13 protein-coding genes are annotated in these 16,508 nt (G+C 43.5%); 5 read left to right on the forward strand and 8 right to left on the reverse strand.

Annotated elements, in window-relative coordinates:
• Positions 1–608: 608 nt before the first annotated feature.
• Entirely contained in the window at positions 609–2,453 is a 1,845-nt protein-coding gene (locus U4956_RS05750; RefSeq protein WP_323089603.1) for an ABC transporter substrate-binding protein, read from the reverse strand.
• Positions 2,454–3,166: 713 nt separating this feature from the next.
• On the opposite strand from U4956_RS05750, the gene U4956_RS05755 reads away from it, so the two are divergent.
• The 3 genes from U4956_RS05755 (at position 3,167) to U4956_RS05765 (ending at position 7,825) form a co-directional block, all read left to right on the forward strand.
• The gene (locus U4956_RS05755) at positions 3,167–3,388 is read left to right on the forward strand and encodes a hypothetical protein (protein WP_323089604.1); all 222 of its coding nucleotides are present in this window, start codon (positions 3,167–3,169) and stop codon (positions 3,386–3,388) included.
• Positions 3,389–4,339: 951 nt separating this feature from the next.
• Positions 4,340–5,719 (forward strand): IS1380 family transposase, encoded by a 1,380-nt coding sequence (locus U4956_RS05760; RefSeq protein WP_323089605.1) that lies wholly within the window; start codon positions 4,340–4,342, stop codon positions 5,717–5,719.
• A gap of 606 nt (positions 5,720–6,325) precedes the next feature.
• Positions 6,326–7,825 (forward strand): carboxypeptidase M32, encoded by a 1,500-nt coding sequence (locus U4956_RS05765; protein ID WP_323089606.1) that lies wholly within the window; start codon positions 6,326–6,328, stop codon positions 7,823–7,825.
• 475 nt (positions 7,826–8,300) lie between these two features.
• On the opposite strand, the gene U4956_RS05770 is transcribed toward U4956_RS05765, so the two are convergent.
• From U4956_RS05770 to U4956_RS05780, 3 genes are all read right to left on the reverse strand, one after another.
• Positions 8,301–8,912, reverse strand: coding sequence for an AAA family ATPase (locus U4956_RS05770; protein ID WP_323089608.1), 612 nt, complete (start codon positions 8,910–8,912; stop codon positions 8,301–8,303).
• A 258-nt stretch (positions 8,913–9,170) separates the two neighbouring features.
• A complete protein-coding gene (gene pyrE / locus U4956_RS05775) occupies positions 9,171–9,851 on the reverse strand; it encodes an orotate phosphoribosyltransferase (protein ID WP_323089609.1) in 681 nt (226 codons plus the stop codon).
• Between the two features lie 241 nt (positions 9,852–10,092).
• Positions 10,093–10,245: a hypothetical protein gene (locus tag U4956_RS05780; RefSeq protein ID WP_323089610.1), complete on the reverse strand. Its 153-nt coding sequence runs from the start codon at positions 10,243–10,245 to the stop codon at positions 10,093–10,095.
• A gap of 288 nt (positions 10,246–10,533) precedes the next feature.
• Here U4956_RS05780 and U4956_RS05785 point away from each other — a divergent pair, with 288 nt between their 5' ends.
• Complete coding sequence (locus U4956_RS05785; RefSeq protein WP_323089611.1) at positions 10,534–10,794, forward strand: FRAT-87 protein; 261 nt, start codon at positions 10,534–10,536, stop codon at positions 10,792–10,794.
• A gap of 307 nt (positions 10,795–11,101) precedes the next feature.
• Positions 11,102–11,362 carry an FRAT-87 protein gene (locus U4956_RS05790; RefSeq protein ID WP_323089612.1) on the forward strand — a complete coding sequence of 87 codons (261 nt, stop codon included), beginning with the start codon at positions 11,102–11,104 and terminating at the stop codon, positions 11,360–11,362.
• Positions 11,363–12,065: 703 nt separating this feature from the next.
• On the opposite strand, the gene U4956_RS05795 is transcribed toward U4956_RS05790, so the two are convergent.
• From U4956_RS05795 to U4956_RS05810, 4 genes are all read right to left on the reverse strand, one after another.
• Complete coding sequence (locus U4956_RS05795; protein WP_323089613.1) at positions 12,066–12,980, reverse strand: hypothetical protein; 915 nt, start codon at positions 12,978–12,980, stop codon at positions 12,066–12,068.
• Between the two features lie 92 nt (positions 12,981–13,072).
• Complete coding sequence (locus tag U4956_RS05800) at positions 13,073–13,984, reverse strand: ABC transporter ATP-binding protein (RefSeq protein ID WP_323089614.1); 912 nt, start codon at positions 13,982–13,984, stop codon at positions 13,073–13,075.
• A gap of 1 nt (position 13,985) precedes the next feature.
• Positions 13,986–15,350, reverse strand: a complete 1,365-nt coding sequence (locus U4956_RS05805; protein ID WP_323089615.1) for a hypothetical protein — start codon at positions 15,348–15,350, stop codon at positions 13,986–13,988.
• Between the two features lie 457 nt (positions 15,351–15,807).
• Positions 15,808–16,476 (reverse strand): fructose-6-phosphate aldolase, encoded by a 669-nt coding sequence (locus U4956_RS05810; RefSeq protein ID WP_323089616.1) that lies wholly within the window; start codon positions 16,474–16,476, stop codon positions 15,808–15,810.
• Positions 16,477–16,508 lie beyond the last annotated feature (32 nt).

The following is a 16,508-nucleotide window of genomic DNA, read 5'->3' on the forward strand; positions in this document are numbered from 1 at the left end:
TTTCATGTATTCTAAAGATTTTTAACAAGCGTTTTCATTGCGAGAATAAACCCTCTGCAATTCCTTATTTATGGATGTTTTCGTGATTTTAATCCTGTTTTTTCATCACAAAGATTTATTCTCTGAAACGATCAGGATTATAAATGGATGAAAACGCAATTTTTTATTTCAGGCCCACATTAAACAGGGCGACTGCGCCTGTCCCTCATCCGGACTGGCTTTTCAGTCCGGATGATGGAAAGGCGTCCGCCATGGAAGCGTCAGCCTTTGTGAATGAATGAGTTTCAATGAATAAGTTTCAATTTTCCTCTGGTCGGTCTGGCAAAATTGCAGCCGGGCCAGTGGACAGACAAAAGCAGCCCCATTCAAATTGAAACACCATCCTGATCAGCCCTGGAAAGATCAAAAGTCAGGTTCAAAAGCTTTCCTGGCCTGATCTTGTCCTGGCCGATTTTTTCAATCGTTCTTTTTTCTATTAGTCTTTTTCAATTGATTAGTCTTTTTCAATTGATCTTTTTGATACCTGCCAACAAAAAACCGCAAGGATTCGCTCCCTGCGGTTCATTGATCAGTTTTTACAAAGTGTTTTGATGAAAACCAATTCAATTTTAAGCAGCTGAGGATTCAGTCGTTGCTTCGTCAGAAGCTGCTTCCGTTGTTGCAGCTTCGTCTTCGCCGGCATCAGAAGCCTGAATCTGAGCATCCAGGTTCAGAGATGCACCATCCAGAGCCTGAGACCAGTTGCAGACTGGACCAGTTACCAGACCTTCAACACGTTTGTTATAGATGTTGAACAGGTTGTTACCGTAGATACCAAGGAATGGTACGAGTTCAGAAGCACGAACCATCGCTTTGCGGTAGTTTTCTTCGGATACAGCTGGATCGCCTGTTTCTTTACCAGCAGTCAGATAGCCATTCAGTTCTTCGTCGAAAATCTTTGGATAGTTGTTTCCACCAGGAACTTTCTTGCCATTGACTTCAGTGTAGCCTTCAGCAGCGTTCATGGAAGTGTTGGACAGACCTGTGAAAGTCAGAGCCATGAAGAAGGCGTTCCAGTCTTCATTGCTGTCTTCGTTGGATGGATCCGTTGTCGTTACCAGGGTGTTGAAATCAACTGTGTTCTGCTTCAAATCAACGCCCAGTTCTTTATAAGACTTGATGATGATTGGCAGCAGCATGTCAAGAACGGAGTTATTTTCAGTGGCCAGGAATTTAATTTCCAGTTTCTGACCGTCTTTTTCACGGATACCATCAGCGCCAACGGTCCAGCCGGCGTCATCCAGAATCTGTTTTGCTTTTTCGATGTCATAATCGTAAGTAACCAGACCATCGAGCTGTTCTTCACCAGTTACGATCGAACCTGTTCCGGAACCAACTGGAGACCAGAAGATTGCTGGAACATAACCAGTAGAAACGTCTTTGATTTCATCGCTGGCTACACCATCAGGCCACTGATAGTAAGCATCAACGAATTCAGCACGGTTTGTCGCATAAGCCAGAGCCTGGCGGACAGCTGGATCAACGGTGGCACCACCAGCAGCGTTGAATCCAAAGTAGCCCTGGGCAGCACGGAAGTAATGGTCAGTCGTCAGGGTTTCAACCATGGAAGCTGGACCGATGACGGTTGGCTGAATTTCTTCAGGCAGGTAGTCGATTTCGCCGGATTTTAAGTTGGCGACTTCAGTACCATCTTCAATGGTGCGGATAACGATCGACTTAATCTTGTAGTCGCCATCACCCGTGTAATTTTCGTTCAGGACAACGGAAGCACCAGCGGACTTGTCATATTTGTTCAGTTTGTAGGGTCCGGAACCAATAATGTTTTCTGGAGCCAGGTTCTGGTATTCTTCCAAATTGCCTTTTGTATATTCAAACTGGTCATCGGGCATGATCATGATCGTACCAATTGTATTGGCTGCATCGATATCCGGTGTAGCGCACTTAAAGGTAACGGTCAGTTTATCGTCGGATACGGTAATACCAGATACTTCTTCGGCATCGCCGTTCTGGTATTCATCCCAGCCCTCGATGAAGTTGCAGGTGCCATCGTTGTAGCCGCCGATGTATTCTGGGTCAGCCATCAGAGTGAAGGTGTATTTTACATCGTCACCATCCAGAGTGGATCCATCAGAGAATTTCTGATCTGCTTTCAGCTTGTAAGTCAGAGTCATTCCGTCTTCTGATACTTCAGGCAGAGATTCAGCCAGGACAGGTTTAATTTCGCTGTCAGCTGTGTACGCCAGCATGGACTGATAAACCATGTTGACAACCCACTGGTCGTAGGCGGTACTGGAGTACATGGGGTTAAAGATCCCTGAAAGTTCCTGGGTTGTTCCAACTTTCAGAATTTCGTTGCTGGAAACCGAAGATCCGCTTCCTGAGCCGCCGCATCCTGCCATGGAAAGGGCCATGGCAAATGCTGCTGCTCCCGCAACATATTTGCGTGAGTTCATTTTTTTCTTTCCTCCTCATAAAAAAGAAACTACGTCTTGCAACCCATTTTAGCGAAGGGATTTTCTGATTTCAACGACATTTTGTGAAGAGTATCGAACAGAAATCTGTACAAGGTCGTCTTATTCAGACAATTTAGAAATTCTGATGGAATGAGTAGCCCGACTTTGAAAGATCTGATTCAGATAAAATATGGATTAGATCGCGTTTTTTGGATCGTATTTTTCCGGAGTTTCATTGCTTTTACGGCTGTTTTCTGCCGATTTCGATTCATTTTCCCTAAAAGCAATTCATTTTTAATTAAACGCTTGATTCCTATTTTCTTTCTTCCTTTATTGTCCGGCAGAAACTCACGATTCCGGTTCAACATGGTTTACCTGAATTTTTTCACCTTCTTTCTAAAATGTAAGAACTTTCATTTTCATTGTAACGGTTCAATCTTTTAAGTGCTCTGTCTATTCTCCCTTTTCAGCCCTGAACCTATATTCACTTGTTATTCCAGTCTTTATTCTCGTAGTTCAAATCTTGTTTAAATGTTTTTTTAAATCTTAAACTTCCGTATCCAAACCGAATTGGAATGCAACAGACAGTTGCAAATTTTACGAATTTCAAGATAATTGTTGCGCTATTTCTTCGGTTTCTTACGCAATGGGGGTGGATCTTTTCAACTTGCCATGCTCTTGGCGGGCATATGGTTTGTGATTTGGATGGATCCATGATCCAAATTCATCAAACATCTTTGTCCTTGCCTGCTACCACGGATGGCGCAATCCAATTCGGTCCGTTTTCACTATTCAGGCCTCTTGAAATGTTGATTGAAATGCTGATTTTTGATGACCAAAGAGAACTCTTTTTTGCCAATACGGCTGCCTGCCTATCTATCATTTTCATTCCAGCGTGTGTCTGCCAAGCCGAAAAGTTAACTTTATCTTTCTGATCCTTTTCTAGATCTGTTTATTTCTTTGTTTCTTCTCCTCTTCCCTTCATTCCTGGCTGCACAGTTTTAAAACAAGCATTCCAGACTCTTTCTGGCCGCTGAAAGTTCAAAGCATTCTCCTTCATATTTGTTTCAGAGTTTTACCATTTCAATGCATTCCTTTCTTTTTGCCTAAAACCACATCTTTTTTCTTTCCGCCCATTTTGGCCGGGTGATCGGCAGGCTATGGTCAGAAGATTTGAAATTGTCCTTTTTCATTGAACAGGAAGTGATCGTTTTTTTCTGGCCCTCGCCAAGCGCCCGTGTATCCGCTTACGTTGATCTTTATTTTTTCCTTATCCAGGTATGAGGATAGATAATCCCATCACCTGCCCAAGATTTAAACGAATCTCTCTAAAAAAGAGAAGTATACGGAATGAAAACACCTATTCAAAACAATGCTTTGTTGTGAAAATGTTTATATTTCGAAAACATTTTTCATGAAATTTTCAATTCCATATTTTCGGAAAATTCATTCAAAATTGTAAAAAATGTAACTCGACTTCCCGCTTGATCCCCCAATATCCCCTTTATATAATGGATATGCATGAAGGGGTAAGGCCCTATGGAGGTACGTTATGTTTGCTAAATTATTTACCATTTTTTCTTACTTTAATGCTAATGACTGGCTGAACGAGTCTGTTGTCTGCGCACAGTTAACAAAACAACTCCACTAGTACACACCTCGACACACCATCAGAAGTATTGAACCCCTAATCATTTGGAGCGGCTATCGCCGCTCCCTTTTTTTATTCACACCTGAACAATTCATCAAAACCGACAAATGGCCGGAAACACCTTTAAAGAACGTGTTTCCGGCCATTTTGCTTTTCACCAATCAGGTGAGTGTAAATCGTTCATCATTCCTGTACAATGTTATTCGCACAAACAACCAAGAAAGGATTTTGAACAATGACACACACCCTGAACAACAGTATGGCCGGTTTTATTCCTGAATGCAACATTTCATTTAATGGAGGGGATCTTTCTTCCGACACCGGTGCAATTCTCCCTCTCGATTTCATCAATTCTAATTCACTTCTTCAGCCTTATGCAGACCTTCCTTTTTCGGACGAAAGGCAATCCTGCCATCAGAAAAATTCCAACTTCTCTTTGATGAGCCAGCAGGTTTTCAAGTATCTCCTTGGTTATTCATCTCAGGCTGATCAGGAGGTTCTTGCCAAAGATCCAATTCTTTGTCAGTACTTTCAGGGGATTTCTTCCCAAAGCTCTGTCAGCCGTTTTTTCAGCCGTGTCTGTGAAGATACGAATAATGCTTTCTGGCCGATTTTTATGGATCAGGCCTGTCAGTTTATCAGTTCTAACCAGGACGATATTCTTCTCGATGCCGATTCGACAAAAACCGATACCTATGGAAAGCAGGAAGGGGCTGCATGGATCCATCACTATAGTCAGACTGGATATCATCCATTTGTCATTAACGAATACAACTCGAAAACCCTTGTTGGGGCATGGCTGCGTCCTGGATCCACTTATTCTGCCGACGAAGCTGAATCGATCATGGCCGAAGTCCTCAAACGACTGCCTGACTGTACTGGAGCTGGCAAAATACGGATTATCATGTTCCGTGGAGACGCTGCTTTTTACTCGGGCAGCCTGATGGATCTGTTTGAAGGCCGTTTCAATCCAGTTCGTTATGCCATCAGAGCCAAAGGAACAGACAGACTTGAAAGCTTATGTCAGGATGCCTACTACGACAGTTCCGATCACGAAGAAGACAGCACTTATACTTCAGCTAAGCCTTTTTATGGAGAAATCCGCTATCAGATGTCCAACTCTTCAAAAAGCAGAAGGGTCTGTTTTAAGCTCTATTTCACCGAAGAAGAGGATGAGAAAGGGCAGGCTCAGCTTCTGCTGGTCCCTCATGTTTTTGCGGTAATCACCAATATCGAAGACATGACCGTAAAACAGGTCATCGACTTCTATTGTCAGAGAGGCAACAGCGAAAACTACACCAAGGAGTTGAAAAGTGACTTCATGGCAAATACGCTTTCGCATCGCTCATTTGAAGCCAATGCCTTTGAATTTCTTATGAAATGCCTTGCCTATAACCTTTTTCACTTTTTCCAGTTCCGGGTGATGGAAGGTGCTGATCAGAATATGACATGTGGATCATTCCGGAAAAAGTATCAGAAAGTTGCTTCAAGGCTGAGCTTTCATGCGCGAAGTTTTCACTTGAAGATTGCCAGTTCATTTCGTCATGCCGACAGATTCACCCGATATCTGCAAAAGTCCAGGACAATCGGATGGATAGCCGCTCATTTGTGTTGAATCCTTTTTAAATAAAGTAAAATTTTATATTCGGCAGTCTTCGGACTGTCTTTTTGTCGTGGACAAAAGGTTGTTATATGCGATTTCGACCAGTTTTTGCCCGTCATTTTTGAAAAAATCAAGTACCCCCCTCCACCGGAAACAATGTGGATAACCGAATCGAGAAAGATTTGTTTGCGTTTTGAAGACAAAACACGAAAAATGGTTTTGTGAAAAAAGCCATGAATTATTTGGGTTCACAGATCTTCACTTTATGCGAACTTATGCAAACTTTATATAAGTCTTCTTCTTCATCCTCGTCCTGCCCAGATTGACATCGTCCACAATTTGTAAACAATCCAAGTTTTGCTTACAATATTTTGTGTCCCGGATTTGTTGAAGCCCAGCCTTTTGGAGCCTCATTTTAGAATTACCTGTTTCTGGCATTCTTTCTGTACAGAACGATCATGCTAGAATCCGGGCAGAGGAAGAGAATATAAATCTTTCTTTTCTGCGACATTTTTTGCTTTCCGCAAACGATTTACAGCGGATCGCAAAGACTTTCATGAAAGGAGAAACTGCCATTTTGCGAATGCTCTGATTCACTAAATGGCAGCCGTGAACGGAATGAAGCTGAATTTTGAACCGTTTTACCAGGAGCTAATCGACACGCTCGGTGCTTATGCCCTTGCTGCCTGCACCATCTATACCGATCAGGCCACAATTGCGCCCCGCAAAGGAGCATCCAGAAGCAATGAAGCCCTGGCTATTTTAAACAGCCTGGCTTTTAAGCTGGAACACGATCCAGAAATGTATGAACAGATCAAAGCCTATCAGGCTTCCTTAGAAGAAGGATCCCTGGAACGAAAAGAAGTCGATCTTCGTCTGCTGGATCTTGAAGAAACCAAAGAGGTTCCCGCCGATTTCTATCGCCAGGCTCTGCACACGCAGGCTGAAGGGGAAACCTGCTGGCTGGAAGCCAAAGAGAAATCAGACTATGAGATGTTCAAACCGTATCTCAAAAGCATCGTTGCCGATACCCTGAAAATCATTTCCTATTCCCCACGCTTCAACGGCAGTAATGCCTATGATCTGATGCTCGATACCTATGAAAGAGGCATGCAGCAAAAACAATATGATGAATTCTTTGAAGTCATTAAAGCTGAACTGATTCCTTTAATCGCCAAAGTCAACGCCGCTAAACCGATCGACACAACTCTGGTTGACGCTGATTACGATATCGATAAACAAAGAGAATTTGCCAAGGTTCTTCTCAAACACCTAAAAGCAGATCCAGAGCGGGTTTATCTTTCGGAAACCGAACATCCATTTACCAACTTCCACAGCCATGATGATGCCCGCATCACCACGCACTACTACGAAAACCGTTTCCTGTCCGCTGTCTTAAGTACAGTCCATGAATATGGCCACGCTCTGTATTCCTTACAGATGGATCCGGCTTTCGATAAAACCAAACTGGCGGATGCGGTTGGTTGTGCTGCCCATGAATCCCAGTCCCGCTTTCTGGAAAACCATATTGGCCGCACCACGGCCTTCTGGCAGCTGCTCTATCCGGAGCTGGTGGAAGCCTTCCCTGAATTCAAAGACGTCAGTGTGGATGAACTGGTCCGTCAGATCAATGCTTCTCAGCCTTCTTTGGTCCGCACCGAAGCAGATGAACTGACTTATCCATTGCACATTCTGATCCGCTATGAAATCGAAAAAATGATGGCAGATGGTTCCCTGGACTATGATAAGCTGCCGGAAATCTGGGCCGATAAATATGAAGAATATCTGGGTGTCCGCCCTCAGAATGATAAAGAAGGCGTCTTGCAGGATATGCACTGGGCAGGCGGCAGCATTGGCTACTTCCCAAGCTATGCCTTAGGCTCGGCTTATGCCGCACAGCTTTATGAGAAAATGGCTGAAGAAATCGATGTTGAAAAAGCTCTGCGTGAGGATCGTTTTGAAGAAATTCGGGACTGGCTGGAAAAGAATGTTCACCACTATGGTGCTTCCAAAACCATGCGCGAAATCGTTGAAGAAGTCAGCGGTAAACCCTTTGATCCGCATATTTATACCAACTATCTCAAAGATAAATACACAAAACTCTACAATTTGGATTAAGCAAGATACAGACCCTGACTGTCCCTTTTCTCCGGTATGTCCCCCATACCGGAGTTTTTTTTCTGAAAAAAAACAGTTTGATCATCTGAAACTGCTCTGCATAATTTCCCGATAATTTCCCGCGGAGCCGATTATTCTTGTATTCTTCTTTTCCATATATAGACAGGCGGATACAGATAGATAGATAGATAGATAGATAGATAGATAGATAGATAGATATGGAGAAATGAAACATTCAGCGAGAATGGAGAACGTTATTAAAAAGGGAATACAGAAAAAGAGATCGAAAATCGCTCGACTGTCCGGCGGCAGTCCCATTGCTCGCCTGGCTTGTCGCGAACAGACGGATCCCAATCCAGCCAAAGCGGTCTGAAAAGTGGTCTGCTAAAAAGATAGTTTCAGCAGCACTGAAAAAAGGGGAGACTTACTGGACTCTCCCCCATAAATGCAATCGAATAGTCAAATCTTTCTGCCGCTAATCTTCATCCGTGCGCAATACGCTCGGGGTGAAGTTCTGGGCTGCTGAAACGATCAGTGAAGCCGCTTCGTTTAAAGGAATCCGAGTCGTATCGATACATAAATCATAGTAGAAAGAACGGCCCCATTTCCGGCTGGTGAAGTACTGATAGTGTGCTTTACGACGTTTGTCTTTGTCTTTCAGACGTTTGCCAATTGGAATGTCTGTTTCGCCATATTCCTGCACAACGCGGTTTTTCCGGCTTTCTTCATTGGCATAGATGAAGCAGCATAAGGTATTCGGGTCATTGCGAAGCAGATAATCCGCGCAGCGTCCAACAATAACACAGCCGCCTTTTTCAGCCAGTTTGAAGATGACGTTACTCTGTGCTTCAAAAAGCTGTTCATTGAGGTTAAAACCAAAGCTGCTGCTGGTCAGCATCGTTGAGAACCGTCCCTGTTCTTCGCCGTTTTCTTCAATAAACTGTTTAGCAAAGCCGGTTTCTGTAGCAATCTTGTCAACCAGATTCCAGTCATAGAACTCATAGCCTAAAGCGTCGGCAACCATACGGCCGACGGTGCGGCCTCCGGAGCCAAATTCACGAGTAATGGTAATAACTTTTGCGGTCATGATTTCCCTCTTTTCTAATGACCTGCCAGGCTCAAAGTACGAAAACAATTTCTGATATTTGTATCCTTTTCATCCGTCTGTTTCATGGAAACAGGCTTTGATGAAATAAAATTCCAGGCTTCCCGTCTTAGGTCCTCCGGATCCAAAAGACGAGTTTTTCTGTGAGCGAAAACAAATGATGAAAGTCCAGGTCTTCTGGAAGGACAGTTTTTGAGTCCAGGCGGTCTTCTTGCCACAATTCGGGTTTCTTTATATTTATTATAAAAGAAGCGGCTTGTCAGAGGCACCATATTGTGCATAATAATCTTTCAGCCTGCCCAGCAGTTCTCCATCCAGCTGGCCTCGTTCTTTCAGACTCGCTACGATTTCAGGAACAGATACAATGGCAGCTGTCGGAAAGCCATACAGTTCGCTGACTTCAGCCAGAGCCGATTTTTCACCCTTTCCCTTCTCTGCCCGATCCAGGGAAACCATCAAACCCTTAATTTCGACATTCGCCGCATTTTTTACCTTCGGAACGGTTTCTTCCATGGATTTTCCAGACGTTGTCACATCTTCAATCATAATGACGCGATCGCCATCTTTGAGCTTTGTTCCCAGAAATCCACCTTGATCAGCGCCATGATCTTTTTCTTCCTTGCGATCGCTGCAATAGCGGATTTCTTTGCCAAACAAGTCATAGTAGGCTTCAGCCGTCACAACGGCTAAAGGGATTCCCTTGTAAGCCGGGCCAAACAGAACATCAAAATCATCACCATACTGATCATGGATTGCTCTGGCATAAAATTCACCGAGCTTGCGCAGCTGTTTTCCAGTTTCATACCCTCCCGCATTCATAAAGAAGGGAGAAATGCGTCCAGATTTGAGTGTGAATGTTCCAAATTTAAGAACACCACTTTCGAGCATGAAATCAATAAAGTCGTGTTTATAGTTTTCCATCGTCTATCCTTTTCTATCTTCTCAACAACATCGCCTTCTGCTTTTTCTATGTTTGGAATATCCTTTCAATCCAAAGATAGCTGCAAGCCAGAAAAAGAGGAAGCTGATGTTGAAGGCAGGCAACCCTGCTGCAAGAACATCATCTTTTTAACTATATCAAATCTGAAAGTTTCGATGTCTTTTTTCAGAATGCCCGTGGCTTGCTTGTTACAAAACCAACAAAAAAATCCGCCAGAGCGGATCAGTTTTTAAATTCGTCTTTGACGGCGGCAACGATGCCGACTAAAGCACTGAGAATCAGCATCACGGTAATGACAGTTGCCAGAATTTTATTATCGTTTCCCATATGGATACCCTTTCCTGTTCTGGCCTGAAAGCCAGTTTCTGTACTCATTTCATTGTATCTGCTTTTGCACGAAAGCAAACCCTCAAACGATAGTCAAATTTTGTTTCCAGCCTGAAGAAGACTTCACTGAGCGACTTCTGCGCTTTTGCATGCTCAGCATTCCAAAAATGGATCCGAAATGGAAATTCGTTCTTTCTGGATTGTCTTTCTATTCAAAGTCTTTGGCCTGACAAACCTTTGATGACACAAACATTCCGCAAATATTTTGAGCATCTCAAAAGGAAGATTATTGTTTGATGCGTATGATGTAACCATAAGAAACGGAGGTCATTAACAATGACTAAAGATGAATTCAAAAAAGTACTTGAAACTGCAGTAGGCGGAACAGCTTATGGCGATGAAATCATCGAAGACCTCGTAGCACACTTCGACGAAACTGGTAAATACGCTCAGACTGCTAAAGATCGTCTCGACGAGAGAATCGGATCTATGACTGGCTGGGAAAAGAAACACAGAGCTGAAGGCGACACTGCTAAAGCAGATGCTGAAGCTGAAAAAATTGCCATCGCTAAAAAAGCCCTGGCAGCTATCGAATAAACCTGAGCAGCTAGACCAACAAGCAATGAATGAGCGAGGAGTGTCCTCGCTTTTTCATTGCTTTTCTTTTTCTGTTTTCCCCGCTTTATGACTCTGTGCGGCAGGGATAATTGCTGAGGATCTAATCTGTCATCCTTTTGATCATCTTCAAATCCAAAGTGCATTTTTTCTATCCGATCATGGCTTATTCAATGGCATCTAAGGATTTTCTTCTCTAATATTCCGCAAAAAAGATGAGCGTTTGAAAAGGAAGATTATTTCTTTTTCTGTATGATGAAACCGTAAAAACAAGGGAGGCATGATTGCCATGACTAAAGAAGAATTCAAGAAAGTATTAGAAACTGCAGTAGGCGGAACAGCTTACGGTGACGAAATCATCGAAGACTTAGTAGCACACTTCGACGAAACTGGTAAATACGCTCAGACTGCTAAAGACCGTCTCGACGAGAGAATCGGCTCCATGACTGGCTGGGAAAAGAAACACCGCGAAGAAGGCGACACTGCTAAAGCAGACGCTGAAGCTGAAAAAATCGCTATCGCTAAAAAAGCCCTCGCAGCTATCGAATAATATTTCTAAAGTCCACAAAAGACAGGAATTCAAGTTCCTGTCTTTTCTGTTGGCTCATTCTTTTCAGAACATTTCAAAAGGCCGCTTTTCAAATTCTCCTGGTTGGAGAAAGATGCAAAAGCGGCCTTTTTCTGCTCACTTTCCCCCTCACATGGCGTCTCTTTCCACCCCTGAAGGCAGACAGAAAATCAAGGAGTGAGCTTTGTTTAATGGGGAATGAACAGAGGAATCACAAACATACCGACGATCAAGCCGGCAATAAAGACCAGAATGTTTTTTGTGGTTGTACTCATATGGACTTGTCAGCAATCCAAATCCCTTATGCCTTCTTCACCTGATGCCCGATTGCCTCAAATCCATACAATCAGCGGGGATGCTCCCTCCAAATTGCAGAACACTTTGGGCAGAGTCATTGACCTGAGGCCATCCAAGAAGTGGACATAAGAAACCATGGATCGGCTTTCTCCTTTCTGCTTATTTCAATCAGTCTTGTCTGGAGTCTTCTCGTCTATCTGAAAGATCCAAATAATGTGTTATCCAATGACATCTTTATTTTACTATCTATCGTTACACTTTTTTCATTCAGGCTTGAAAATCACTTTATCTGTCCTTTTTGGAATTCTTTCTGCCTGTCAGAAGAACCGGTAAATGCAGAAATCAAAAATTGGTTCGTTTTCTACGCTTCGTCTTAAATAATAAATCGCTAATTTTCAAACCCAAATTTTCTTCTTGATAGAACAGTGCTTACAACAATGCAGGCAAACACAATCGTCCATACCAGCCACGGCAGCTGACAAAAAAAGTGAACTGTTCTCAACAGAAAGTACAGGGCCATCATCATGACAGTCAGTATGATCAGCGAATCAGAAACCAATCTGACAAAAACACTGACCGCCATACTCATGCACGAAACCATCAAGCAGAGGATAACTACATAAGACAGATTCTGTAACGCGGCCTGTGAACAGGGAAGAATCTGGCCATTTTCAACAATCAGCAAAGGATCATTTCCACAAAGGCTTAACCCGGCCAGCCACAGAAAGCCGCAAACCGCTGCCAGAAACAGGAAGGAAATCCCCAGATTCAGGATCAGAAACGCTGTAAACAGCTGCCCTTTTTTATAAGGAAGAGCAAGCATCAGTCTTACAGATCCTGATTCATACATTCGCGCCCAGATCCAGACTCCGATCAGGCAGCAACCCGAAAGAACGATCAGAAGAATGATTGAAAAATAATGATCCATCGTATACACCATATACTCTGCACGGGCTCTGAAAGGATTGAACGGCTGCTTCCAGCCTCTTTGTTCGTAGGACTGCGCCAGAGCAATCCGCTGCTCAAGCTCGGAAGAGTCAAGTTCAAGAGCTCTCTGGCAAAAACCCGGATCCTGTATGGCCTTGCGATAAAAGGCGTTTTGTGTTTCCACAATCAGTTCCTGATTCTGTTCTGGATTTTTCCACAATACTCTGAGCATTCCAAGATCACTCAACATAGACCCAATATAGTTGTTCCAGTCACTGACTTCTCCTTTGTGCATCTCCATCCGCGTGCTGTTATACCAGGATTCAATCTGCTGGGGCTGCTCCTCTTGCCATCTTCTGGCTGACTGTTCCTGCACGAAGACTGCTCCAAAACTCAGGCAGAAAGAAAGAAGGAGAAGCACAAAGAGCTGCTTTTTTTCGACCTTCAGCCAGGAAAGAAAAATCCGCATCATTTTTGCTCACCATAGATCTGCTTGTAGAGGCTTTCCAGATCGCTTTCAATCCGATACACATCGCGAATCCCGGCCTTTTCCGTAAGCTGTTTCAAAGTCGCTTCAAATGTGGCAGTGTCCGGAAAGACCGCTTCAAAATAAGAACCGAATTCTTTTTGGAGAAAGGGTCGCAGAATCCTGCTGGCTTCACCCGGGTTCGACGCTTCCAAAGCATAAGTATGAAAATGATCCTTGATTTCATTTTTCGAAACCGAGCGAATGATTTTCCCCTCTTTGATAAACAGAAATCGATCACAGATTTTTTCCAGATCTCCCAGAACATGACTGGTCACCAGCATGGAAACACCCTTTTGCTTCTGTTTTTCCAGCAGACTTCGAAGTTTGAAGGTGCTTTCCGGATCCAGTCCGTTTGTCGGTTCGTCCAAAAGCAAAAACCTGGGGCTTCCTAAAAGAGCCAGTCCAATTGCAAGCCGCTGCTTCATTCCGATTGAATACGTTCCAGTTCGCCGTTTCAGGGCCCAGCCTAAATTACAGTAGTCAAAAATCTCTTTTGTTTCTGCATTTTCAAGAGAAACGCCCTTATATCCCGCATAAAGCTTGAAATGATCCATTCCATTCATTCCCGGGTACAGGGCCGGATTTTCAATGCACATTCCCACGCCCTGCATGGCTTTGGAATGATCCTTTTCCACTTCATATCCGGAAATATAAATGGAACCTTCGTCCTTTTTATAGGCGGTAGAAATGCACTTCATCAATGATGACTTTCCGGAGCCATTGGGCCCGACAAGACCGACTGCTTCTCCAGGAAAAACCTGTAGATTTACATGGTCCAGGATCTGTTTCTGTTTAATTCGTTTAGAAACATCCTCAACGCGCAGCAGTTCCTTTTCTTTTTCCAGTGCCATCTTATTGAACATCCTTTCTTCCAATCAAACCAAAATCAAGCGTCATGAGCAGAACCGCATAAATTACCGCCACCGCCAGCCAGACGCCCCACCCGACTCCAAATCCGCCATACAACAAATCCACAACAGACGGCCAGAACAGTGGAAGAAGGTTCAGCCAGCCAAAATGAAATCTTTGCAGGCAAAGCAAGACGATCCAAATCGCACATAGAAACAGGCTGGTATTCGGGCGAAAGAGAAAAGCGATCGAATAAACAGTCAGGCAGTCTAGAAAAATCAGCAGAATCTGTCCTCCCAGAATGATCAGGCACCACTTCCAGCACACTAACCATTGAATTGTCCCTGGAAGATAATCAGCCCCCGAAATGGTTGAGCTGAAAAATGGTTCAGTCATCGTTGCGGATGCAAATAGGTTCGAAGGAGAAACCCCCGTTTTCCAGACGGCTGGTTCAACAGGAACCAGTGTGACCAGATCCTGCCAGCCAAAGCAGAATCCAGACAACAAAAAGCCAAATAAAAACGTCGTCAAAAAAACAATCAACGCAGCCAGGAACGAAGAGAATACCTGAATCCAGAAAAACTTGCGCGAAGAAATCGGCAGTGTTTTTGAATAGAACAGGGAGCGGCTTCTGTGGAGTTCAATAGCGTTCATCAGAAAGAAAGCAATAAAAACAACGGGCAGAAGGAAACCGGACAAGTTAATCAGTGCAAAATAGTTGCGACTGAACATGCCTGGTCCTTTCGGATTAAAGTCCGCCTGCACTGTCCCCGTATTCAATTCCTGAAGAAGTCTTTCAATTTCTACTTTCAGGTTTTGAAAATACAAATGTCTTGGTTCTCTCAAATCCAGGTCAGCCTGCTGATATTCAGAAAATGTCTGATAGTCAAGAAGTTCGATATTCAGCCACGGCAGCTTTTGGGAATATTCCAGACAGAGATCGGGATCGCCAAGATCTTTAAGGCCGCATTGAAAAGCCCAGAGCAGCTCAATTCTAACCATCGCCTGAGCCCATCTGGTGTTCAGTTCTGAGCTGGAAATCTGGTTTTGCTCATACGCCTGAAAGTCTTTTTCGAAAGATGTCCAGATTTCTTCTTGCTGGTTCACCGCTTCAAGCTGGATGGACTTGGCCTGGATATCTGTTTCTGTTCCGTGGGTTTTGGCAGCATCCAGCTCTGCCTTGGTCGTTGAGCAGGAATTATCCAGCTGCCATGCGATGTTTCTGACTGTCTGATTGAAGTCACTGGCCGGCGCGAAAGCCGTCTGCGTGAAGGCCGCGGCTGTAAAGCAGACGAGTAGAACGGCTAAAATAAAAGACGATCTTGATTTAAGAATTCTAACTGTTTCTTGGGTACACTGTTTCCACATCCAACGCCTCCTTGAAAAGTTTAAATATTTACATTGCTTAATTTTGACATAAGAAAACATCTGAATCGTACACCATCGTTATGCTCGTCAGCTTGTTGGCAGTAGTAGTAATAAATTAATTTGCTAGAGAAGTTATTCTTTGTCTATATTTTATGAATAAAAAACTCTGGTGTGCACGTTTATCGAACGTATCACAATAGGTTATCCAATAGCGTCTTTATTTCACCATCTATCGTAACATTTTTCATTCAGAGCTAAAAATCACTTTATCTGTCTTTTTTGAAATTATTTCTGCCTGACAGTTAGAAAAATCGGTATACGCAGTAATCAAAAAGGCAGAAATCAAAAAGGCAGAAATCAAAAAATGGAAGTCGCTTCGTTCTTTTGACAGAAAGCGACTTCCATTTCTTATGCATTCAATTAAAATGCGTTTTTCCTATATTCAAATAGATTTTGATTATTTAAAGAACTCTTCGCGGCCGTATTCGTTTTTCCAGTTTTCACTGAATTCGTCGACCGCAATGGCTGTGGCTGGATGACCAACCATCTGATAAACCACTTCAGGTGGAACCGTTACAGCCTGAATGCCGGCTTCAATCAGATCGTTAACCTGGCCGCAGTTTTTGAAGCTGGCCGCAATGACCTTACTGTCGCTGCCGGCTTTTTCCAGCATTTCAAGCAGACGGATGACTTCTCCTACTCCGTCGCCATAATTGCACATGCGGTTTGTATAAGGAGCAAGATAATCCGCGCCATTGGCTGCCGCCAGAAAGCCCTGAGCCGCAGAATAAATCGCCGTGGCCAATGTATGAATTCCCTCTTCATGGCAGGTTTTGATGGCTTTTAATCCAGCTTTGGTTACCGGGATTTTGACATACATGTTTTTTGGACGAAGTTTGCTGATTTTGCGCGCTTCTTCCATGATGCCTTCATAATCGGTTTTGACGACCTGGACAAAAAATTTCTGGTCCGGATTGAGAATCTCAATGATTTCAGAAATGACTGTTTCCGGATCTTTATGCGATTTGGTCAGGATTGTCGGATTGGTTGTGACCCCGGCAATGGTCAGAAAATCATTCAAGTCTTTGATTGCATTTACATCTGCTGTATCTAATACGAATTCCATATCTATTCTTCTGCTCATCAAGAGCAGTCCTT

The organism is Allobaculum sp. JKK-2023, from assembly GCF_034745455.1.
GTDB lineage: Bacteria > Bacillota_I > Bacilli_A > Erysipelotrichales > Erysipelotrichaceae > Allobaculum.